Genomic DNA, 21667 nt, shown 5'->3' with positions numbered 1-21667 from the left:
TGCGTTCGTAACAATGAGCCGTGTTCCAACCTCGTTGAAGTTTTTTGAACGGATTTTTAGATTCTCGGATGTGTTATCCGATGAAGATTTTGCCACGCGTGACGCGTTTTTCTGAGCTCACCGCGGCACTGTTCAACTCAACGAGGATTCATCATGACCCAGGTCAAAATAGCCGCGCACCTGCGCAATCAGACACGCGCTCAACTCGAATACACACCTTCCTATTGCGACGTTGCAGACCGTCTCGACCGATGGGAACCATTCGACCCGCGTCCAGAACATCTCTTCAGAAGGTCTGGTGACGGTAAGCGATTGTTCATCTTCGGAAGCAAACTTCCTACCGGCCGATATGACCTGTTGGTTTATGCCTTCGACGCCAAATACGACTTCATAGAAATTGCGGGTCGCTATAACCTGCTTCAACCGGCCCTTGCTGCGCGCAAGGTCATTGCTAGTCTGTGCCGCTTGAAGTATGGAAGTGAGCTAGTCGAACGCACTCTGAAATGTGTCCGAGAAGATGACCCCAATCTGCATTGGGACCTAACAGTCAGTGAGGCGGAGTTATTGGCGTCGTGGGTCATAGATGATGAGCCAGAAGAGAAGGCACCACCTATCAGTAACTGCCAACCAAGTCGGGGTGCTCCACATCTATATCTGGTCAAGTAGCGACACGCGGGAAGGTACCCGTTGGCGATGTCCTTTCCTGGCAATGGCAATATCAGGAAGGGACGGACTCTTGGGGCTTTACCAACAAAAGGCCGGACTTCACACTCAGACTATCTCGCAAACTGATGAGGTCTCGATGTCCTACCTCGTCGGTCAACTGCAAAAGTGCCCTATTAGGACTTTTAGCGGTGGCGCTCGCCTATGATGACTGAACGCTATCTGCCGTCGCGCGCTGGACTTTGAACTGCTGGCAGTCGTGCTCAAGTCCCGAAATTCGGTGCTATTGATTTGGCGCGCATGGAGCTACGCAAAATTAAGGATTGAGTCAACGAGCCGTTCGAGAGACGGTGAGCGATGCCCACGTTCCCATAACCAGGCAAGACGGCAGCCGATATGGAGGGAATTTTTCTGCAGGTCTTTGGCATGCCCACACTCGCTGCTCGCAAAATTTCCAGCCTGCTGCCACGCCTCCGCCTCGATTTCACCTTGAACGGTAAGCCCCATGTTAGTCGACCAGGAAACGCAATGTCCATCCCACACTGTTTCAGCCGGGAATGGCGTGGTTGGGTCACGATTTAGAGCTTTTAGCAGAGCGGTGTTGTCAACTCGATGAACATCTTCATGCTGGCTGCCAACCAAATCCGAGTCGCTGTCATAGATTGCAAATGTTGGGATTCCTAGGCCCTGCGCAATCAACAGTGGCTGCAATAGAGATGATTTCGACTGAACGGGAACGATGTGCAGGCAGCGTTCCCTGAAAAGGCGCCATTTGTCGGTAAGGCTCAACCACGTGTGGATGTATGCCACGTCCTCCCATCCTTCGACAAGCACTAAACGTTGAGCGAAAAAAATCTCGTTCATCGCTGGCTGTAACACTTGATTAACCTTGGCGAGCGCCCCCTCCGGTTTCATAGGTGGCTTTCCCTTGGCCTGTGCGAACGCGGCTGAAAACGCGTTGTAGTCGTACTGCTTTACGGTGGAGTTGGGCGCGCCGGGAACTCTCTTAACCAAGCGGATATTTTCGAATGCTTCACCAGATACAAAATATGGGCTATGTGTTGTGAGGAGAATTTGTCCGGATTTTTCGCTAATCGTGCGGAGCACAGTTGCCAAGTGCCTGGCTTGCGGAGGATGTTGGTACAACTCAGGTTCCTCGCACGCTAGGATTAAGGTAGGGCCAGCGCCGTCTATTTCAGCCAGCTCCTGTAGCAGTGAAAGTAGGAAGGAGCGTTGTAGACCATGACCAAAGCGGGCAATTTGCCCTTCGAACTCCCCCTCGCGCGCCAGGATTGCGGCAAGCGGCTCTTCAACCTGTACAGACTTCTTGGGGTCTTGTTGCCACTGTACTTTCAGCCCGGCACCGGGATGGGCCCATTGACTGAGCCTGGCTCCAAGTGATTGAGTAATCCCATCCAGGGCCGTTTGATTTTCAGTAAGCAGTTTTTGGTATTCGTCCTGGGCAGCGATGGTAATCCTGCGCAGCTCATCTGCAAAGTTGACTTTGCTCCGTACAGCTCTGGCTAATAAGCGGCCTATTGCGCTATTTTTGGCCTCGGCTTGTTCTTCCTTCGCGTCCTTGACTGCGGGCACGTACACCCACTGTACGTGTTTAGCTAGTCGATTAGCGCCTTTTGACACGCCATAAAATTGGTCTTCGCTTGGAATCAACACGCAGGCAGCGGGACGGGCCGTTTCATAATCGTGAAGTGCTGCGCGCATGGCATCTTTAGTCGTGGCGGCAGGAAGTTCGGCAAACTTGGTGCGAAGCTCTCCATAAATCGCCCTCAGTTCCGCCACAGGTACTCCATCGCCTAGAGACTGGAAGAATGTAGCGAACTCGTTCATTGCCAACCGTTGCCCATACTGCCTAACCGGTGCGGTTAGGGCATTGGCATCGTATACGGCCTTCGCGGTGACCGCGAGGACTCCTTGTCGGACATAGTCGGAAAAGTCAGCCCTGGCCTCTTCAGATAGGTCCATGAACTCAACCGTAATCTCTATCGGCATTTCTGTGTTCTTGCAATAGAAGTCTTCGGCATGAAGTGAGGTAACGTCCGTCGATGCATGTTGAGTCTCACGGAAAAAGACATTTAAGGCGCACAAAACCGTAGATTTTCCAGCGCCATTCGCTCCTACCAAACAGGTGAACTTGTCGAAGTGGACGGTTTCATCTTCGAAGGACCTGAAGTTTTTCATACGAACTGACTTGATTCGCATATTGCTATCCTCGTATCGTACGTTGCCTAGCGTTTAAGATAATTGATGTGTAGGATAGCATTTCCGTTCTGGAAAAAATGCATAGATTGTCACAGCTAAACTGAGCCTATTCCATCCTGCCGAGGCGGGATGATGCCGGAACAATGCTCTCCCGAATCGCTCCCCAGATTTCTCTCAATAGCCAGTTGGTGTTGTTGAAATGGTAAAAAAGTGTCTTAGTAGGACTTTCGCGCGTTGAAGGGATTCAGAGTGCGACCTCAAGTAGCTCAAGCGTGTCGCCCTTGAGCGTAAGAACCTTAATGAACCCCTGAAGAATTTTTGAGTCTAGTTCCTTTATCTGTCGAGGCCACCCTGACTGTGCATCATGTGTCAAAGCCTTACGAAGCCGGGCACCGATGGTTTTTGCACCTGGTGCGGTAATCACAAAATGGATTTCGGAAATGCGCTTGTCGAGGAACATGGCCCGCATGCTGGCAACCACTTTTGCCAAGTCTTTGTCGCTGCGCCAACTGTTTTCCACTTCGACCCAGGCTAAGCCAGTCGTCAGCTGCACGAGTACATCAGGTATTTTTCCCTGTACTACTCCGTCGTAGCTATAAGCCAACTGTTCTAGCGGCGCTAATCCGGCTCGAATTTCAAGTTCTGACCACGCGCACCTGTCCGATTCCATGCCGGCGGCGGCGGCGTAAACTGAATTGCAAGCAGTACGGTGACTATGCGCGTGACGCAGCCAATCACGAGCGTGTGTTTTGCCAAACGGCAGAGGGTCTCCATTCTTGGCTAGCCATGCGGCTCCAGCGCCAGTGACGGCCGCAAGCAGCTCCCCATTGACGCTATCACCATCCCGCTTTGTGACGATGTAGCCGCGCTCATGAAGCCAGCGAAGCGTCCGACCTGCCATCTTCCTCGTGCTTCCATCACATTGCCTCCAAACTATTTTTGCAATTTGCCGTGTCGTTGCGTAGCCCAGGTTTGCCAGCGCTCTCAGCGTTAGCGCTCGATACAGCGCTCCCTGCTCCCGTTTGTTCATTTTCCGCTCCCGAGTGTATGTGACTCCGTATAGCGCCGCCGGCGGGAATATGAGCGAGACAATTTTTCGCTGAGGTCTCCGACCTCATCCTACGCCCACTGACGTGGGCTGCGCGGGGGGATAAATCCCCCCTTGCGGCGGGACGAATTCGGCTTCACGGGCTGGACGCCCTACCGAATTCTTGGCGCTAGGGCGCCACACCGCCTGCGGCCCCTCGCGCGCTCGGGCAACCGGCTCGTGCCGGCGCTCCGACTTTCAGTCTTCGCGGTCCTTTGGACTCACCGCCATCCCCACCGCCGGCAAGCCGGCTACGGGGCCCCGTGGCGGTGCCCTGCACGAGCCGGTTGCCCGACCGCAGTCGGGGCCGGGGTCTATCGTCCCCCGAAAACCAGGTCGGACGCTGGGGCGCCCTAGCGGCCTGGGGGCCGCTCCCTGGTTTCGGCTCCCCCAGTGCATCCAGTCGGCCGTGGGCGGCCAACTGGACGACCGTCACGACGGCGCAAGCGCCTGTTCCTGGTCGCCCTTCGGGTGCCTCCGTGTCAACCGGCCTGGGGGCCGGTATGCCACTGCGCGGACCGAGGCCGATGGCCTCTTACCTTGCAGGGCGAGGCGTTCTGAGCGTATAAAATCATTCGCTAGACGCTGCATCTCTACTAGCAATCGGGAGGTTGCATGCATCTCATCGTTTTCTGCTTTCCTTCGTTCTAGCTCTGCCGAAACACTTACCCATTCCTAAGTCACGGGTTTGACTTCTTGGGAGAGGAGAACTGAGGCAATGGCAGAAAAAGTGTCTTACTAGGACACTTTTTTTATCCCGGAATATTTCGCGCCGAACCGAGAAACACAGACTGGCTTCTTGAAGCTCTGGAAGTCAGCGGCGGTTCCCGACCCGGGAAGGGGATAGCATCAATGATGTCCCAAGCAGTGTGCAATCATTAACGCCAAGGGAGCATTTCGCTCACGTCGATGATGTCGGAAGATGGCGGCGCGTCTACGTCCAGCGCGAAGCGTTTTACTTCCCGCGACCCCTTTGCTTCCTGGCGTTCGCGATAGGCCCTTTGCTTCGCTGAGGCGGTCGCGTGCTTTGTTGGCCGACCGCGCTTTGTTGGCGCAGCGGGCTGGTACGTCGGCAGGAGGTCGGCGATGTTGCGGTGCGAGTCTTTCATGGTGCGGCGCGGGTGGTTGAATTGCCTCTATGTGGCGTCACGGCGTGACCATAACGTCACGCCGTGACGTATCAACCCTATTTCGTCACGCCGTGACGTATCACCCTTATTTCGTAACGCCGTGCGGCTGGATTCGTTATGGTGTTACGAAATGGAGTGTAGCGGGCGGAGAGGAATGGTGTAGGCGCACTGAGATATTTCGTAGCGGGGGGACATGAAACATGTCAACGTGTTGCCAAATACACACTTGTACCGCAATGCGAATCGAATGCATGTGGCGCAGCGACCAAGCGCGCCTTTATTTCGCAACGTCGTAACGGCAATTGGAGTACGGGGTTCCGAACGACCCCGGCTGCGCCGGCATGTCACCTCAATAACGACGGGTCTGATGGCGTAATCGCCCAGAGTTCGGTGGCTCAAGATGCTCAGCTTCCAGTGCTTAGGAGCTGCCTCTCAAATTCTTTGGCCGAACTCATCAAATCAAGGGGGCTTTAACCGCATACGGTGCCCTTGCATATCGACGTAAGCATCCAATGTCTGACCGCACTGCGGATACAGCTGCATTCCCTCGCTGTGCTCTACCTGGCCGCATCGTTGTCGCGCTGTGTCACGCCGTGCATCCTTGGGCAGCCGCATGCGAAGACCATCAACCGGGGCACCGCAGGAAGTGGACAACGGGCTGTGGAAGGCAAAAGTGTCCTACTAGGACACTTTTTAAGCATGCCCACAAAAAGTTCCCTACCAAGACACTTCTCATCCGAGATTATTCGGCGCCGAATAATTGAGGTCCGAGGTGTCGGCGCCCGGTCGGCGCTGGTGATATTAGGCCCTGAATAATCGTCCCGGCCGGCGGGCGCGACAGCCTGTCGCAGCTGACCTGGCTGTGGTGGTGGCGGGCTTACACGGTGGACCACCGGATTATTCGGCGCCGAATAATTGAGGCCCCCCAAGGGTGTCGGTGCCCGGCCGGTGCCAGGCAGTATTCGGCGCCGAATAATTGACCCGGCCGGCGGGCGCGACAGCCTGTTGCAGCTGACCGGGCTGTGGTGGCGGCTGGCCTACGCGGTGGCTCGCCGGATTATTCGGCGCCGAATATTCTGCGCCGAACAGGGGGGGGGCGCAGACCAACTCCCGCAAGTCAGCGGCGTTCTCGGCCGTGCTGAGTTCCAATCATGCCCCGGCGGTGCAATCAGCTCCAGGGACGTACTTCGCTCAAGTCGATGACGGCAGAAGATAGGGGCGCGTCGGGAGCCAGTACATAACGCTTCACTTCCCGGAAGCCTTTTGCCTTCTGGCGCTCGCGATAAGCTTTTTGCTTCGCGGCGGCGTTCTCGTATTTGGCGGGCCGACCGCGTTTTGCCGGGGCCTCGGGTTGGCTGGTCGGCTGGAGGTTGGCGACGTGGTCATGTTGGTTTTTCATGCTGCTGCTCTGGTGGTTGAATTACTTCCGTATAGCGTTACGACGAGGCCATGGCGTCACGCCGTGACGCATTAACCTCTTTGGTAACGTCGTTCAGCTCAGCAGGTTATGGCGTTACGGAATAGGAGGGGGCCGACGGCGGCCGCGTAAAGGGAGCGGGCTGTACTATTTCGTAACGCCATGACAGCAGCCCTGGCACGACGTGACGTAATCGTGTCATTGGACGCATGTAGCTGGCGAATCGTGTGCAGATGATGAACCATCGCAAGCTGGTCGGCGTTAGCTTGTACGGGCTCGCGATTGTTATTGCGGATGGTCTCCCTGAGTGCACCGGCCTTGTGCCGGTTTCCCCTGCACGAGAACTGGCTGAGAAGTCTCTTTCCTACCGACCATCGAGCACAGAAGAGAGCTCAGGCAACGCTGGAAAAGTGTCCTACTAGGACACTTTTAATCTAGATTTTAGCGTGGAATATTGCTGCCGGCTCGCTGCAAGTTGAGGCCAATCCGGTCCAGCAGACTTCATTCTGCGTCGAATAACGCTCAGCAGGCATCCTGTACCCGACGATTATTCCGCGCGGAATAATGTGGCACAGCGCTCCTGTTGTAACGCGTGCATCAGCCGCTGTCGGCAAGTCTGGATAGTGTCGCCGGCAGCAGCTCGCCAGTCGCGAACAATCGTATAACTCAAGGCTTAGGCTGCTGTGCGGCCGAAGGTAACTTGAATGACATTGTTCACACGCTGTAAATCAGGGCCCTTGGTCAGCTCCTTCATTGTTATTGATGCCCCCGCATTGAGCCGCAGGCGACCGCGATGTGGACTAACATCTCGTGAGGATTCAAAGGCTGCGTCCAACCGCCTTGCCAAGCTCTTCGTGCACAAGTGCGCGTAGCGCAGTAACATTCGTACGTCTCGATGGCCTGAAAAGTGCTGAAGGTCGACCAAACTAAAGCCGCCTGGCAGATTGCTCCCGGCCTCCGCGACCTTGGAAATTGCTTCGTGCCTCAGGTCGTGGACGTACAGTTCATGTTCGCCGGTAAAGCCGGCATCTTCGCATATGCGTCCCCAAACTTTTCTCAGTCGAACTGCGCCGAACGGGAACACTTGTTCCCCCTCTCGAGGTAATGCTTGTAACATCTCAACAAGGTCCGCGCGAAGCGGGAGTTTTCTAGGGCGGCCGTTCTTCGTTTCGGGTAGAAAAGCTGTTTGTTCATCCAGGTCAAGATTTTTCCACGTCAGCGTCAGCGTCTCTGTGCGCCGCGCCCCTGTCATGAGCTGAAACTGGATAAACGTTTCAAAATAGGGGACATGCTCATAGCTGGCTTCCGCCTCAGCCATGTACGTTTTTCTTGCCTCTTTTACGATTTTCTTGCGTCCATAGATGGTCTCGGCAACGTCAGCTTCAGCGCGCTCCTCTGGCATGAGCTCCTCAAGGCGCTTCTTGATAGCGGCTTTCCTGTCTTCAGCTCGAGCTGCCTGGAGTAGACGTTCCTCCTCAGCCTTCGTGAGTCGGCGGTCCCTTTCATTGTAGTAAGTGGGGCGCCTTACCCCGTCCATAGGATTTTTCTCGACGTGTATGCGCCAGGTGTCAATTGCGATATTGCACACCGCCGAGAAGATGTCGAATTCTCGGTCGACAGTAGCCGGCATGACGGCTTGACAGCGCTCGTCGGAGTAGTCCTGGAAGTCCAATGGCACGACTTCGGCAAATGGCTTGCGAATAAACTTCGTCGCCTCGCAATGTTGTCCCATGCGCTTACCTGCCGGCTTACGCAATGTCATTTCTGTTACTTTCTTGTGAGGGGCAGGGTGCGCCGCAATGATAGAGGCGATGTCCTGTCGTTCCAGCCCAGCATCCTCGAGTATTGAGTTGATTTTATAGGCGACGACTTCAAAGCTTTTATGCCTTGGTGCTTCTTCGCGAAGATATCGAATCAGAAGGTCGGCAAAGCTGGTTTTGTAGCCGATGGCATAGTCGGTGAAAATGCTTCGCCGGTGTTCACTTTCGAGTCGATTCTTGGTGTCCTTTGCTTCGGTGAGTGAGGCGGCGAAAAGGGTTTGCGTTTTGCGCGATACGCTGCGGTCTCGCACGACGAAAGAATTGTCGAGGCGCGCTAACTTGGGTTTGAGTCTTTGGGCGGTGAGGCTTCGGCAGTATTCCTCCGCAGCTTGCTTGGCTGCGTGGGAAAATGCTTTGGTCAAGTCAGGCCGGTTTTTGACCGTTACTTTGTAGTTGGACTTGTTTTCGATGGATGCCACGTGATGTACTCCGAGTTGAGGAGTACGGTATACCTTCGCTGCGCGAGCATGATTTCGCTCGGCTGGCTACTGGTGGCAAATTCTGCTAGAGCTGCCGCGAGATATTTTTTTTGGAACTCGTCAGGCCCCGAATACCACCAATCTGCCACCATCAGTTGCGCAGGCTAAACAACGGAGATAAATAAGCTGTTGTTTTCTAAGGCTTTTTTGGTCGGGGTGACTGGATTCGAACCAGCGGCCTCTACGTCCCGAACGTAGCGCTCTACCAGGCTAAGCTACACCCCGCTTTTCGATTATTACACCAGAAATTTGTGGATTGTTCAACTATCGGGATGCAATTTTTGATCGCAATTGACGCGAAGCTGTAATCTGCCGTTGCCGCGCGGCCCACTTGCCGGACGGCTGGGCGCGCGGCTATGCACGCCGTCGCGCCATTTCGGCGATAATGCGCGCCTCGTTTTCAGTCATTCAAGGAACACCATGGCCATCACCATCTACCACAACACGGCGTGCGGCACGTCGCGCAACACGCTGGAACTGATCCGCGCCACCGGCGTGGAACCGCAGATCGTCGATTACGTGAAATCGCCGCCCACGCGCGAGGCGTTGCAGCAGATGATCGCGGCGGCCGGCCTGAGCGTGCGGGCCGCCATGCGCGACAAGGGGGATTTGTACAATGAGCTGGGCCTGTCCGACATGAGCTTGCCGGACGAGGCTTTGCTCGATGCGATGATGGCCCATCCGATCCTGATCAACCGTCCGTTCGTGGTGACGGACAAGGGCGTGCGCCTGTGCCGGCCGGCTGACCTGGTGCAGCAGATCCTGTAAGGACGGCGCGCCGCCCGCTCTGAAGGCTTAGTGCGTGCGGTCGACGGCGAAGCTGGCCAGTTGCAGCAGCGATTGCTTGTACACGCTGTCGGGCAGGTCGGCGATGGCGTCGGCGGCGCGCTGGGCGGCCGTCACGGCTTGCCGGCGCGTGTAGTCGAGCGCGCCGCTGGCGGTGATGGCGGCCAGGATGGTGTCGAAATGCTGTTCGTCGCCTTGCTCGATGCAGCTGCGCACCAGCGCCCGCTGTTCCTCGGTGCCGTTCTCCATCAGGTAGATCAGCGGCAGCGTCGGTTTGCCTTCGCGCAGGTCGTCGCCCACGTTCTTGCCGATCTCGCCCGCGTCGCCCGCGTAGTCGAGCACGTCGTCGATGAGCTGGAAGGCCGTGCCCAGCGAGCGGCCGTATTCGCCGGCCGCCGCGATCTGGGCGTCGGTGGCGCCGGACACCAGCGCGCCCAGTTCGGCCGCCGCCTCGAACAGCTTGGCCGTCTTGGAGCGGATCACCTGCAGGTAGCGTTCCTCGTTCACGTCCGGGTCGTGCATGTTGAGCAGCTGCAGCACCTCGCCCTCGGCGATCACGTTGGTGGCGTCCGACAGGATCTGCATCACGCGCATGTTGTTCAGGCCCACCATCATCTGGAACGAACGCGAATACAGGAAGTCGCCCACCAGCACCGAGGCGGCGTTGCCGAACAGCGCGTTGGCCGTGGCGCGGCCGCGGCGCAGCGACGATTCGTCCACCACGTCGTCGTGCAGCAGGGTGGCCGTGTGGATGAATTCGACCACGGCCGCCAGTTCGTGGTGCGCCGTGCCCTGGTAGCCGTAGGCGTTCGCCACCAGCAGCACCAGCACCGGCCGGATGCGCTTGCCGCCGGCGCTGATGATGTACTCGGCGATCTGGTTGACGAGGCTGACCTCGGAATGCAATCTCTGGCGGATCACCGTGTTGACCGCGTCCATGTCGGCGGCGATCGTTTGGGCGATGGTGTTTTGCTTGGTGTGTTGGGTAGCGTCGGACAAGGCGAACCTGCAATGGACTGTGTTGGGTGCCGCGATTATACGACATGGCCCTGCGGCAAGGGGCATTTGGCCGCCGGGGCCTGCAACTTGGATGCCTATTGCATAACGACTTGCGCCCACGTAGCAAGTGACATACCACGCCGCCTCAAGTTTGTGAATAGTTTTTGACGCGAAATCCCAACGCATGTATAATCAGCGGTTCCCCCGTTTTCAGCCTGCTTGCAACGCCGAGCCGGGAGGGAATTTTTCTAAACATTTGATGAGGTTTCAAATCATGTACGCGGTCATAAAAACCGGTGGCAAACAGTATAAAGTTGTCGCTGGCGAAAAACTCAAAGTAGAACAGATACCTGCAGACATTGGTTCCGAAATCACCATCGATCAAGTTCTCGCCGTTGGCGCGGGCGACAGCATCAAGTTTGGTGCTCCATTGGTCGAAGGTGCGAAGGTACTGGTAACTGTTGTGGCACACGGTCGTCACGATAAGGTGAAGATTTTCAAGATGCGTCGTCGTAAGCACTACCAGAAGCATCAGGGCCATCGCCAGAATTACACCGAAATCCAAATCGTTTCGATCAACGGCTAACCGCCGCTTGTCCTAACCAAACTAGTATCGAAGGAGCTTCAGAATGGCACACAAAAAAGGCGGCGGCACTACGCGAAACGGCCGTGACTCAGAATCAAAACGTCTGGGCGTTAAAGTCTACGGCGGCCAGGCGATCAACGCCGGCGGCATCATCATTCGTCAACGCGGCACCCCAGTGCGCGCCGGCGAAGGCGTAGGCATGGGCAAGGACCACACCCTGTTCGCCCTGGTGGACGGCAAGGTGAAGTTCGTTGTCAAAGGCCCGAACTCGCACCAGTTCGTGACCGTCGTACCAGCGTAATTGGTACCGGCATGCCGCGTGCGGCATGCCAACCCGTAAGGCGCAAGCCTTCAATCGAAAGGCTCTGCCCAAGGTAGAGCCTTTTTAGTTTTATGGCGGCACACTATGAAGTTTATCGACGAAGCAAAAATTGAGGTCATCGCCGGCAACGGCGGCAATGGCTGCGCCTCTTTTTGCCGTGAAAAATTTAGACCCTTCGGCGGCCCGGACGGCGGCGACGGCGGCAAGGGCGGCTCGATCTGGGCTATCGCCGACCGCAACGTCAACACGCTGGTCGATTATCGCTACTCGAAGATGCACAAGGCCAAGGACGGCGAGTCCGGCCGCGGCGCCGACTGCTACGGCAAGGGCGCGGACGACATCCAGCTGCGCATGCCGGTCGGTACCCTGATCATCGACAACACCAGCGGCGAAATCATCGCCGACCTGACCGAGCACGGTCAGATCGAACTGCTGGCCAAGGGCGGCGAGGGCGGCTGGGGCAACATCCATTTCAAAACGTCGACCAACCGTGCGCCGCGTCAGAAGACCGAAGGCAAGGAAGGCGAACGGCGCGAGCTGCGCCTGGAGCTGAAGGTGCTGGCCGACGTGGGCCTGCTGGGCATGCCCAACGCGGGCAAGTCGACCTTCATCTCGGCCGTCTCGAACGCCCGGCCCAAGATCGCCGACTATCCGTTCACCACCTTGCACCCGAACCTGGGCGTGGTGCGCGTGTCGCATGAGCGCAGCTTCGTGATCGCCGACATTCCCGGCCTGATCGAGGGCGCCGCCGAAGGCGCGGGCCTCGGCCACCAGTTCCTGCGCCACCTGCAGCGCACCGGCCTGCTGCTGCACATCGTCGACCTCGCGCCGTTCGAAGCGAACGTCGATCCGGTCAAGGAAGCCAAGGCGCTGGTCAAGGAGCTCAAGAAGTACGACGAGGCGCTGGTCGACAAGCCGCGCTGGCTGGTGCTCAACAAGCTGGACATGGTGCCCGAGGGCGAGCGCAAGACGGTGGTCAAGGACTTCCTCAAGCGCTTCGGCTGGAAGGGCCCCGTGTTCGAGATCTCGGCCCTGAGCCACGAAGGCACGCAGGACCTGGTCAACGCCATCTACCTGCACCTGGAGCAGAAGAAGCACGAGGAGCAGCGCGCGGAAGAAACCCAGATGACGGAAGAGGCGCGCGGCATCTCGTCCATCGATCCGGACGATCCCCGCTTTAAGATCCTGGACTAAAATCCTGGACTGATCGTACTGAACGGCGAGTCCGTTCTCGATTACAATCACAGTACGTGATTCCCATTCGGCCGCCTCGCGCGGCCGATTAGCATTTTCCCCTTGATATAAACCGTTACCACGGTTTGTCTCATCCATGTCGGCGCAGGCCCCGCTACCACGGGCGCGGCGCCGGTTGCGGCAGGACCGGGCCAACCGCCCGTCCCCGGCGATATCACAGCAAGCCTCGTCCCGGCGCGCGCGCCCGGATGTTTGATAGTCATGCGCGGCCCGACCGCGCTTTGAGATGAGAACCGCCGCCCCATGAATTCCGTCATACAGAAAGCCACCCGCGTCATCATCAAGGTCGGTTCCTCGCTCGTCACCAACGATGGCCGGGGCCTGGACCATGGCGCCATCGCGCGCTGGGCCGCGCAGATCGCCGGCCTGCGGGCGCTGGGCAAGGAGGTGGTGCTGGTGTCGTCGGGCGCGGTGGCCGAGGGCATGCTGCGCCTGGGCTTCGAGCAGCGCCCGACCGACATCCACGAACTCCAGGCTTGCGCGGCCGTGGGGCAGATGGGCCTGGCGCAGATCTACGAAACCAGCTTCCGCGCCCACCAGTTGGGCACGGCGCAGGTGCTGCTGACCCACGCCGACCTGGCCGACCGCGAGCGCTACCTGAACGCGCGCTCCACGCTGACCACCTTGCTGCGCCTGGGCGTGGTCCCCATCATCAACGAGAACGACACGGTGGTGACGGACGAGATCAAGTTCGGCGACAACGACACGCTGGGCGCGCTGGTGGCCAACCTGATCGAGGCCGACGCGCTGATCATCCTGACCGACCAGCACGGCCTGTTCTCGGCCGACCCGCGCAAGGACCCGGGCGCGCAGCTGATCCGCCAGGGCCGCGCCGGCGATCCGGCGCTGGAAGCCATGGCCGGCGGCGCCGGCAGCAGCATCGGCCGCGGCGGCATGCTGACCAAGATCCTGGCCGCCAAGCGCGCGGCCAAGTCGGGCGCCCACACCATCATCGCCTGGGGCCGCGACAGCGACGTGCTGACCCGGCTGGCGCAGGGCGAGGCCATCGGCACCGAGCTGACGGCGCAGACCGGCCACCTGACGGCGCGCAAGCAATGGATGGCCGACCACCTGCACACGGTGGGCCAGGTGGTGCTCGACGCGGGCGCGGTGCAGAAGCTGCGCGACGAGGGCAAGTCGCTGCTGCCGATCGGCGTGACGGAGGTGAAGGGGGAGTTCGGCCGGGGCGCCGTGATCACCTGCGTCAACGAGCAAGGCCAGCCGGTCGCGCGCGGCCTGTCCAACTACACGAGCGCCGAGGCGCGCCGCATCATGCGCAAGCCGTCGACCGAGATCGAGGCCGTGCTCGGCTTCGTGGAAGGCCCGGAGCTGATCCACCGCGACAACCTGGTGCTGGTGTAAGCACGGCGGCCGGCCACGCGCGCGCGTGGCCGCTGGTTCAGGCGCCGTCCGGCGCCGGCGTCTTGTGGCGGTAGTCGCACAGGTCGGCCACCATGCAGTTCCAGCATTCGGGCTTGCGCGCCTTGCACGTGTAGCGGCCGTGCAGGATCAGCCAGTGGTGGGCGTCGTGCAGGAATTCCTTGGGCACGAACTTGAGCAGCTTCTGCTCGACGATATCGACATTCTTACCCGGCGCCAGCCCGGTGCGGTTGGCGACGCGGAAGATGTGGGTGTCGACCGCCATGGTCGGCTCGCCGAACGCCGTGTTCATCACCACATTGGCCGTCTTGCGGCCGACGCCGGGCAGCGCTTCGAGCGATTCCCGGTCGCGCGGCACTTCACCGCCGTGCTGGTCGAGCAGGATCCTGCAAGTGGCGATCACGTTCTTGGCCTTGGTCTTGTACAGGCCGATGGTCTGGATATAGCTCTTGAGTTCTTCCTCGCCCAGCGCCAGGATCTTGGCCGGCGTGTTGGCCACCGGGTACAGCTTGCGGGTGGCCTTGTTCACGCCCACGTCGGTCGCCTGGGCCGACAGCAGCACGGCGATCAGCAGTTCGAACGGCGTCGTGTATTCGAGTTCCGTGACGGGCTTGGGATTGGCCGCGCGAAAGCGCGTGAACATTTCGTAGCGTTTGGCGGCATTCATTCCGGTGTGTTTTCCCCGGCGCCCGCCTGCGGCGGCGCCGCGTCCTGCTGCGCCGCTTCCTTCTTCAGGCGCGCGCGCTCCATGGCGGCCGCGATGATGGCGCGCTTGCGTTCCTTCTCCACCTCGCCGGCCGCCGTGGCCGGGTCCAGCGCTTCGACCGCCTTCATCTTGGCCACGGCCTTGGCGGCCAGCCGCGCATCGTTTTCGTCCGCGTCGCGGCGCAGGCGCAGCGCGCGGAAGTCGTGCCGTTCGCGCGCGGCGTCGGCCAGCGGCTGGCTCCACGCGTCCCAGCCCGTCGTCTCCGTCACCGGGTACATGACGATGCAATCGACCGGGCACGGGTTCACGCACAGATCGCAGCCCGTGCACAGGTCGGGGACGATGGTGTGCATCTGCTTGGCCGCGCCGACGATGGCGTCCACCGGGCAGGCCTGGATGCACAGCGTGCAGCCGATGCACAGCGCCTCGTCGATGTAGGCCACGGCGCGCGGACGCTCCATGCCGTTGACGGGATTGATGGGAATGACGGTGCGGCCGGTCAGCGCGGCCAGACGCGCCACGCCCTGCGCGCCGCCGGGCGGGCACTGGTTGATGTCGGCCTGGCCGGCCGCGATCGCCTCCGCGTACGGACGGCAGCCCTGGTAGCCGCACTTGGTGCACTGGGTCTGCGGCAGCAGGTCTTCGATGCGGTCGGCGAGCGTGGGGGGGATGGTGGACGGCACGGTGAGCTTGAATGCGGTAAAACGTCATTATCCAATATTCGCGCGCAAAGGGCCGAAAAAAATCGGACGTCCCCGCACGGTGCGGCCCGATCCGTAAAGTTGCTGAAATACAACCGTGCGGTGCCGGCTTTTGTGGGACGATAGGGGCCGGTCATACCGGCGGCATGTGGTCGCCGGTTCAGCGATGGAGCAGAGGGATGGGGCGGTTGAAGTCGGGCATCGTGATGGCGTGGCTGGCCTGCGCGTGCTGGCCGGCGTGGCTGGCGGCCGCGCCGTTGCCGGTGGTGCGCTTTTCCGCCGACGAGTGGCCGCCCTTCGTCACGGCCGCGCTGCCCGGCGACGGCTTGTCCGGCGCGCTGGTGGCGGCCGTCTATCAGCGCCTCGGCATGCGCTCGGAGATCGAATATTTCCCCTGGAAGCGGGCCATGGAGTTTGGCCTGCACAATCCGCGCTACGCGGGTCTGCTGCCCGTGTGGCGCACGCCCGAACGGGAGAAGCTGTGCCATTTTTCGTCCCCCATCGGCAGCACGCAGACGGTGCTGGCCTACCTGAAGACGGCGCCGGTGCGGCCCGACACGCTGGCCGGCCTGCGCGGCGTGCGCCTGGGCACGGTGGCCGGCTATGCCTATGGCGAGCAGTTCGACGCGGCCCGCGCGCGCGGCGACGTGTCGCCGGAGGAGGGCGTCAATGATGAAACCAACCTGCGCAAGCTGTTGATCGGACGCTATACCGTGATCGTGATCGAACGCCATGTGCTTGATTACCTGCTGCACACGCCGCAGTTCGGCGCGGCCGAGCGCGAGCGCGTGGGCATCGCGGACAACTTGTTCGGGGAGCGGCCCGTGACGGTCTGTTTCAAGCACACGGCGCAGGGCCTGGAGCAGCAGAAGGCGTTCAACAACGCGGCCCGCGAACTGGACCTGGAACGACTGGAGAAGGAGTACTGGCAGCGCGCCCACCTCGATGGCGGCAACGCGCCGCGCAGGGCCGGCGCGCCGCACGCGCGCCCCGTGGCGAACTGAGCGCGGACAAAAAAATGCCCCGGCTGGCCGGGGCATCGGGTATCGCGCTGGCGGATCAGCCGTGCTTGCGGATGAACTCGCCAATTTTCGGGCAGATCACCTCGCGCCAGCGGCGGCCCGAGAAGATGCCGTAGTGGCCGGCCTGCGGCGCCACGAAGTCCTGCTGCATGTCGGCCGGGATGCCGCTGCACAGCGCGTGCGCGGCCTGGGTCTGGCCGGCGCCGGAGATGTCGTCGAGCTCGCCTTCAACCGTGAACAGGGCCACCGTCTTGATGTCCTGCGGCCGCACGGGCTTGCCGCCGACCATCCACGTGCCCTTCGGCAGCCGGAATTCCTGGAACACGGTCTTGATGGTGTCGAGGTAGTATTCGGCCGGCATGTCGAGCACGGCGTTGTATTCGTCGTAGAACTTGCGGTGGCTTTCGGCCGGCTCGTCGTCGCCCTCCACCAGGTGCATGTAGAACTCGCGGTGGCTCTGCGCGTGGCGGCCCGGGTTCATGGCGATGAAGCCGGCATGCTGGAGGAAGCCCGGATAGACCTTGCGGCCAAAGCCCGGGTAGTTGGGCGGCACGGCGTAGATCACGGTGTTCTCGAACCACGAGAATTTCTTTTCCGTGGCCAGGTTGTTGACCTGGGTCGGCGATTTGCGCGGGTCGATCGGGCCGCCCATCATGGTCATGGTCTTGGGCAGCTTGGGATCGTTGTCCGACGCCATCAGCGAGATGGCGGCCAGCACCGGCACGGTCGGCTGGCAGACGGAGATCACGTTCAGGTCCGGCGCCAGCAGGCGGATGAAGTCCTGCACGTAGAAGATGTAGTCGTCCAGGTGGAACGGGCCGGCCGACACCGGCACCATGCGCGCATCGGTCCAGTCGGTGATGTAGACGTCGTGTTCGACCAGCAGGCCGCGCACGGTGTCGCGCAGCAGCGTCGAATGGTGGCCCGACAGGGGGGCGACCAGCAAGACCTTCGGTTGCTTGAGGGCGCGCAGCGCTTTCTCGCTCAAGTCCTTGCGGAAGTGGATCAGGCGGCAGAACGGCTTGGTTTCCACCACCTGTTCGATGATGCCGACCTGTTCGCCGGCGATCTCGGTGCTGTCGATCTCGAACGCCGGTTTTTCGTAATCCTTGCCCAGACGGTACATCAACTCGTAGCCGGCCGCGATCCGCTGCGAGAACGGCGTGTGCGCCAGCGGCGAGACGGGGTTGGTAAACAGTTTGGACGACGCGTCCGCCCAGTGCATCAGGGGCGTCAGGAACGAGCGTTGCATTTCATGCAGTTGGTAGAGCATAGATATTCCCGGCAGTGAGGATGGTGCAGCGCACCAACGCTATTACATCATAGACCAATTATAGGATATTTGTTCGTGTCGTAAAGCATTTCGGGATTCCGTCAAGAAAGGCTTGTAGCCTCGCTTTGCGGGTGCCTAGCATGATGATACTGCTGTTTCCGAAAAGGAACGTGCGTTTTTTTTTGGCTCCTGCGGTCATCATAACGCAGCCAGAATAAAAAAAAGCAGCGTTTCCGCTGCTTTTCTGTAGGAGGATGGGCCGGAACGGCGCCAGATTCCTAGTCGAACACGGGGGTTTCCACGCCCAGCACCTTGTGCAATTTGGGCGACGTGGTCGTGTATTGCATGTGGATTTTCTTGTCCGGGAAGATGTATGGCGCCGCACCAAAAGCGGCCAGAGCAGCTTCATGGAAGCCCGACAGGATCAGTTTCTTCTTGCCCGGATAGGTGTTGATGTCGCCCACGGCGAAGATGCCGGGCACGTTGGTTTCGAACTTCTCCGTGCTTTGCACCTTGAGCTGGCGCCGTTCGATGTCCAGGCCCCAGTCGGCGATCGGGCCCAGCTTGGGCGACAGGCCGAAGAACACCAGCAGCATGTCGAGCGGCACGCGGCGCGTGACGCCGTCGGCGCCCGTCACCTTGAGCTCGGTCAGCTTGCCGTCGCGGCTCTCGAAGCCGGTGGCCTGGCCGATGATCAGCTGCATTTCGTATTGTTCGCACAGGGCCTTCATCTTGGCCACCGAGGCCGGCGCGGCGCGGAAGTCCTCGCGGCGGTGCACCAGCACCACCGATTCGGCCTTGCCGACGAAGTTCAGGGCCCAGTCCAGCGCCGAGTCGCCGCCGCCGCAGATCACCAGGTTCTTGCCCTCGAACAGGGCGGGTTCCTTGACGCGGTAGAACAACTGGCTGTTCTCGAATTGCTCGATGCCGTCGACCTTCAGCGTGCGGGCCTGGAACGAGCCGACGCCGGCCGCGATGAAGATGGTCTTGGCGAGGAAGCGGGTGCCGGTGCTCGTTTCAACGTTGAAACGGCCATCCTCGCGGCGCTCGACCACGGTCACCTCCTGGCCCAGGTGGAAGGTGGGGTCGAACGGCGCGATCTGCTTGAGCAGGTTGTCGGTCAGCTCCTGGCCCGTGCACGAGGGCACGGCGGGAATGTCGTAGATCGGCTTGTCCGGATACAGTTCCACGCACTGGCCGCCCACGGCGTGGAGCGAGTCGATCACGTGGGCTTTGATTTCGAGCAGTCCCAGTTCGAAGACCTGGAACAGGCCGACCGGGCCGGCGCCGATGATGACGGCATCGGCTTCGATGACGCCTGCTGCTGGGGTGGGGGTGACGCTGTCCATACGATATTCCCTGTTGTTGCGTGAATATTCAGGCAAGTTTCAGGCAATATTCGGGCAACAACCCGGCACGCCGCGCGCACGCGGCGAACACGCCTGAACACTGCCTGTTGCTGCCTGCCAGCCGGCCGTGCCGGACGCGCTATCGGGACGCTGTTAGCGAACCAGCAGGTGCAGCTTGTCCTTGACGTCCTTGAACTCTTCCGCTTCCGGCAGGGCCGCCTTGGTCTTGGTGATCGAGGGCCAGTTGCGGGCCAGTTCGACGTTGATCTTGATGAATTGCTGCTGGTCCGACGGCACATCTTCCTCAGCGAAAATGGCGTTGACCGGGCATTCGGCCACGCACACGGCGCAGTCGATGCATTCGTCAGGGTCGATCGCCAGGAAATTCGGGCCTTCGCGGAAACAATCTACCGGGCAAACATCGACGCAATCGGTGTAACGACAGCTGATGCAAGATTCGGTGACAACGTGAGTCATAACAGTCCTATCAATGTTGGTGCGCTGGTTCGTCAGCGGCGTCGTATCTGCCATGCCAACTTCAGCAAAGCACTGTATTTTAAGGTAATTTGCCTCATCTCACAAATTGCGCTTAGATACAATCCCTATAAGCAAATGCGCCCCGCGCGCTTGCCCGCGCACGGCGCCGCGCCGCCGGCGCGGGCGCTAGCGGCGTGCTGACAGGTGCTTTTTTCTACTGGGTAGCGACAGTAGCATGCCCCGGGGGATGGGGTGATGACGCTAGTCAAGATTGGTGTGATCAGGCGCCGCGCGGGCCGGAAGGGTTTGCGTGGCCGCAAATGTCCGCGCGTTGGCGCGGTGCGCTAGAATCCGGGACAAACACGACAAGCCGGCCCAGCCGGCGCACCTACCCGGAGACCGCATGCCCCATCCCGTCACGCCCGCCCTGGCCGGCATCCCGCTGGAATTCCTGTTGTTCGCCATGGTGCTGGGCATGGTGGCCTTCGCCCACGTCTCGACCATGCTGACGGCGCTGGGCGGGGCGCTTGTGATCACGCTCTACAAGGTGCTGTGGGCGCCGTTCGGCGAGGGGGCCGGCGTGGCCGGCCTGCTGGCCCATGCCGGGCACGAGTGGGTGGGGCTGGCCAACCTGCTGGCGCTGCTGCTCGGCTTCGCCCTGCTGGCCAGGCATTTCGAGCGCAGCCGCATTCCCGACATCCTGCCCGACTACCTGCCCGACGACTGGAAGGGACCGTTCATGCTGCTGGTGCTGGTGTTCTTCATCTCCAGCTTCCTCGACAACATCGCCGCCGCCATCATCGGCGGCACCGTGGCCCACAGCGTGTTCCGGGGCAGGGTGCACATCGGCTACCTGGCCGCCATCGTGGCCGCCTCCAACGCCGGCGGCGCGGGCAGCGTGGTGGGCGACACCACCACCACCATGATGTGGCTGGCCGGGGTGGCGCCGTCGCAGGTGCTGCATGCCTACGTGGCGGCCGGCGCGGCGCTGCTGGTGTGCGCGCTGCCGGCGGCCCGCCAGCAGCAGGCCCACAGTCCCATCGTCAAGGATGCCCCGGCCGGCGTGCGCGTCGAATGGGCGCGGGTGGCCATCGTGGCCGGCGTGCTGGTGGCGGCGGTGCTGACCAACGTGCTGCTCAGCGTGCGCTTCCCGGACTGGATCGGCGTGTTCCCGTTCCTGGGCGCGGCCGTGTGGCTGACGCTGGGCGTCACCGCGCTGTGGCGCCGGCCCGACTGGCACGAGCTGCCCGGCGCCTTGCGCGGCGCCGTGTTCCTGCTGGCGCTGGTGTGGTCGGCGTCCATGATGCCGGTGCAGGCGCTGCCGGCCGCGTCGTGGCAAAGCGCGCTCGCGCTCGGCTTCGTGTCGGCCGTGTTCGACAACATCCCGCTGACGGCGCTGGCGCTGCGCCAGGGTGGCTTCGACTGGGGCTACCTGGCCTACGCGGTCGGCTTTGGCGGCTCCATGATCTGGTTCGGTTCCTCGGCCGGGGTGGCGCTCAGCGGCCAGTACCCGGAGGCCCGCTCGGTGCTGCTGTGGCTGCGCCACGGCTGGCATGTGGCGCTGGCCTACGTGGTCGGTTTCGCGGCCCTGCTGGCGGTGCTGGGCTGGCAACCGCACCCGCCACTGCACTAGCCGCCACACTAGCGCCGCGCCGTGCCAACTGGCATCATGGCGGCTGGTTCAACAAGTGAGGAAGGCCAGATGGCGGACATCAACATCGTGCAGGATCACCACCTGTCACACAAGAAAGCCCGCGAAGCGGCGGAGAAAGTGGCCGAGCAGATGGCCGAGGAATTCGACATCGCATGCAACTGGCAGGGCGACGTGCTGCACTTCGAGCGCAGCGGCGTGTCCGGCTCGCTCACGCTGCACAAGCATCAGGCGCAGATGCAGATCAAACTGGGATTCCTGCTCAGCGCGTTCGCCCACAAGATCGAACACAAGGTCGCGGAAAACATGCAGAAGGTGTTTGGCGGCAAGGCCTGAGCGGCGGCC

General features: G+C 60.8%; 19 protein-coding genes, 1 tRNA gene and 1 pseudogene. 9 read left to right on the top strand and 12 right to left on the bottom strand.

Annotation, left to right across the window (positions count from 1 at the left end; all coding sequences use genetic code 11):
* The first annotated feature begins 153 nt into the window (after window positions 1-153).
* On the top strand, window positions 154-666 hold the full coding sequence (locus tag AC1RQG_RS07880) for a hypothetical protein (RefSeq protein WP_493129999.1): 513 nt from the start codon (window positions 154-156) through the stop codon (window positions 664-666).
* Between the two features lie 303 nt (window positions 667-969).
* Here the strand turns inward: AC1RQG_RS07880 and AC1RQG_RS07875 are convergent, their stop codons facing one another.
* The 6 genes from AC1RQG_RS07875 to AC1RQG_RS07850 all read right to left on the bottom strand — a co-directional run bounded on the left by AC1RQG_RS07875 (window position 970) and on the right by AC1RQG_RS07850 (window position 9041).
* Window positions 970-2883 (bottom strand): ATP-dependent nuclease, encoded by a 1914-nt coding sequence (locus tag AC1RQG_RS07875; RefSeq protein ID WP_493129997.1) that lies wholly within the window; start codon window positions 2881-2883, stop codon window positions 970-972.
* A 244-nt stretch (window positions 2884-3127) separates the two neighbouring features.
* Complete coding sequence (locus AC1RQG_RS07870) at window positions 3128-3913, bottom strand: hypothetical protein (protein ID WP_493129995.1); 786 nt, start codon at window positions 3911-3913, stop codon at window positions 3128-3130.
* A gap of 935 nt (window positions 3914-4848) precedes the next feature.
* The gene (locus AC1RQG_RS07865; RefSeq protein ID WP_493129993.1) at window positions 4849-5079 is read right to left on the bottom strand and encodes a hypothetical protein; all 231 of its coding nucleotides are present in this window, start codon (window positions 5077-5079) and stop codon (window positions 4849-4851) included.
* 1189 nt (window positions 5080-6268) lie between these two features.
* On the bottom strand, window positions 6269-6499 hold the full coding sequence (locus tag AC1RQG_RS07860; RefSeq protein ID WP_493129991.1) for a hypothetical protein: 231 nt from the start codon (window positions 6497-6499) through the stop codon (window positions 6269-6271).
* 691 nt (window positions 6500-7190) lie between these two features.
* The gene (locus AC1RQG_RS07855) at window positions 7191-8756 is read right to left on the bottom strand and encodes a site-specific integrase (protein WP_493129989.1); all 1566 of its coding nucleotides are present in this window, start codon (window positions 8754-8756) and stop codon (window positions 7191-7193) included.
* Between the two features lie 208 nt (window positions 8757-8964).
* Window positions 8965-9041 (bottom strand) — tRNA-Pro (locus AC1RQG_RS07850).
* A 195-nt stretch (window positions 9042-9236) separates the two neighbouring features.
* On the opposite strand from AC1RQG_RS07850, the pseudogene arsC reads away from it, so the two are divergent.
* Window positions 9237-9581: pseudogene (gene arsC, locus AC1RQG_RS07845) on the top strand (arsenate reductase (glutaredoxin)); the annotation flags it as partial.
* Between the two features lie 30 nt (window positions 9582-9611).
* Here the strand turns inward: arsC and ispB are convergent.
* Window positions 9612-10601 (bottom strand): octaprenyl diphosphate synthase, encoded by a 990-nt coding sequence (gene ispB / locus AC1RQG_RS07840; protein WP_493129987.1) that lies wholly within the window; start codon window positions 10599-10601, stop codon window positions 9612-9614.
* A 274-nt stretch (window positions 10602-10875) separates the two neighbouring features.
* Here ispB and rplU point away from each other — a divergent pair, with 274 nt between their 5' ends.
* The 4 genes from rplU (at window position 10876) to proB (ending at window position 14125) form a co-directional block, all read left to right on the top strand.
* Window positions 10876-11187 (top strand): 50S ribosomal protein L21, encoded by a 312-nt coding sequence (gene rplU / locus AC1RQG_RS07835; protein WP_056149930.1) that lies wholly within the window; start codon window positions 10876-10878, stop codon window positions 11185-11187.
* Window positions 11188-11230: 43 nt separating this feature from the next.
* Complete coding sequence (gene rpmA, locus AC1RQG_RS07830) at window positions 11231-11488, top strand: 50S ribosomal protein L27 (RefSeq protein WP_182160621.1); 258 nt, start codon at window positions 11231-11233, stop codon at window positions 11486-11488.
* 105 nt (window positions 11489-11593) lie between these two features.
* On the top strand, window positions 11594-12703 hold the full coding sequence (gene obgE / locus AC1RQG_RS07825; protein ID WP_493129985.1) for a GTPase ObgE: 1110 nt from the start codon (window positions 11594-11596) through the stop codon (window positions 12701-12703).
* A gap of 303 nt (window positions 12704-13006) precedes the next feature.
* The gene (gene proB, locus AC1RQG_RS07820; RefSeq protein ID WP_493129983.1) at window positions 13007-14125 is read left to right on the top strand and encodes a glutamate 5-kinase; all 1119 of its coding nucleotides are present in this window, start codon (window positions 13007-13009) and stop codon (window positions 14123-14125) included.
* A 37-nt stretch (window positions 14126-14162) separates the two neighbouring features.
* Here the strand turns inward: proB and nth are convergent, their stop codons facing one another.
* Both nth and rsxB read right to left on the bottom strand, forming a co-directional pair.
* Window positions 14163-14810 (bottom strand): endonuclease III, encoded by a 648-nt coding sequence (nth, locus tag AC1RQG_RS07815; protein ID WP_493129981.1) that lies wholly within the window; start codon window positions 14808-14810, stop codon window positions 14163-14165.
* Complete coding sequence (gene rsxB / locus AC1RQG_RS07810) at window positions 14807-15532, bottom strand: electron transport complex subunit RsxB (RefSeq protein WP_493129979.1); 726 nt, start codon at window positions 15530-15532, stop codon at window positions 14807-14809. The genes nth and rsxB overlap by 4 nt, the downstream gene beginning before the upstream one ends.
* Before the next feature lie 197 nt (window positions 15533-15729).
* Between rsxB and AC1RQG_RS07805 the strand changes: the two genes are divergently transcribed.
* Window positions 15730-16554 (top strand): substrate-binding periplasmic protein, encoded by an 825-nt coding sequence (locus AC1RQG_RS07805; protein ID WP_493129977.1) that lies wholly within the window; start codon window positions 15730-15732, stop codon window positions 16552-16554.
* Between the two features lie 55 nt (window positions 16555-16609).
* Here the strand turns inward: AC1RQG_RS07805 and AC1RQG_RS07800 are convergent, their stop codons facing one another.
* The 3 genes from AC1RQG_RS07800 to fdxA all read right to left on the bottom strand — a co-directional run bounded on the left by AC1RQG_RS07800 (window position 16610) and on the right by fdxA (window position 19671).
* On the bottom strand, window positions 16610-17845 hold the full coding sequence (locus AC1RQG_RS07800; protein ID WP_493129975.1) for a polyhydroxyalkanoate depolymerase: 1236 nt from the start codon (window positions 17843-17845) through the stop codon (window positions 16610-16612).
* A 278-nt stretch (window positions 17846-18123) separates the two neighbouring features.
* Window positions 18124-19194, bottom strand: a complete 1071-nt coding sequence (locus AC1RQG_RS07795) for an NAD(P)/FAD-dependent oxidoreductase (protein ID WP_493129973.1) — start codon at window positions 19192-19194, stop codon at window positions 18124-18126.
* 153 nt (window positions 19195-19347) lie between these two features.
* A complete protein-coding gene (gene fdxA / locus AC1RQG_RS07790; protein WP_493130040.1) occupies window positions 19348-19671 on the bottom strand; it encodes a ferredoxin FdxA in 324 nt (107 codons plus the stop codon).
* A gap of 403 nt (window positions 19672-20074) precedes the next feature.
* On the opposite strand from fdxA, the gene AC1RQG_RS07785 reads away from it, so the two are divergent.
* Together AC1RQG_RS07785 and AC1RQG_RS07780 are read left to right on the top strand one after the other, a co-directional pair.
* Window positions 20075-21304, top strand: a complete 1230-nt coding sequence (locus AC1RQG_RS07785; RefSeq protein WP_493129971.1) for a citrate transporter — start codon at window positions 20075-20077, stop codon at window positions 21302-21304.
* Between the two features lie 69 nt (window positions 21305-21373).
* Window positions 21374-21658, top strand: a complete 285-nt coding sequence (locus AC1RQG_RS07780) for a polyhydroxyalkanoic acid system family protein (protein ID WP_493129969.1) — start codon at window positions 21374-21376, stop codon at window positions 21656-21658.
* Window positions 21659-21667 lie beyond the last annotated feature (9 nt).

Source organism: Rugamonas sp. GW822-FHT03B10 (assembly GCF_058801745.1).
The sequence above is the reverse complement of the archived record's forward strand: the minus strand, read 5'-3'. Positions and strand labels throughout refer to the sequence as shown.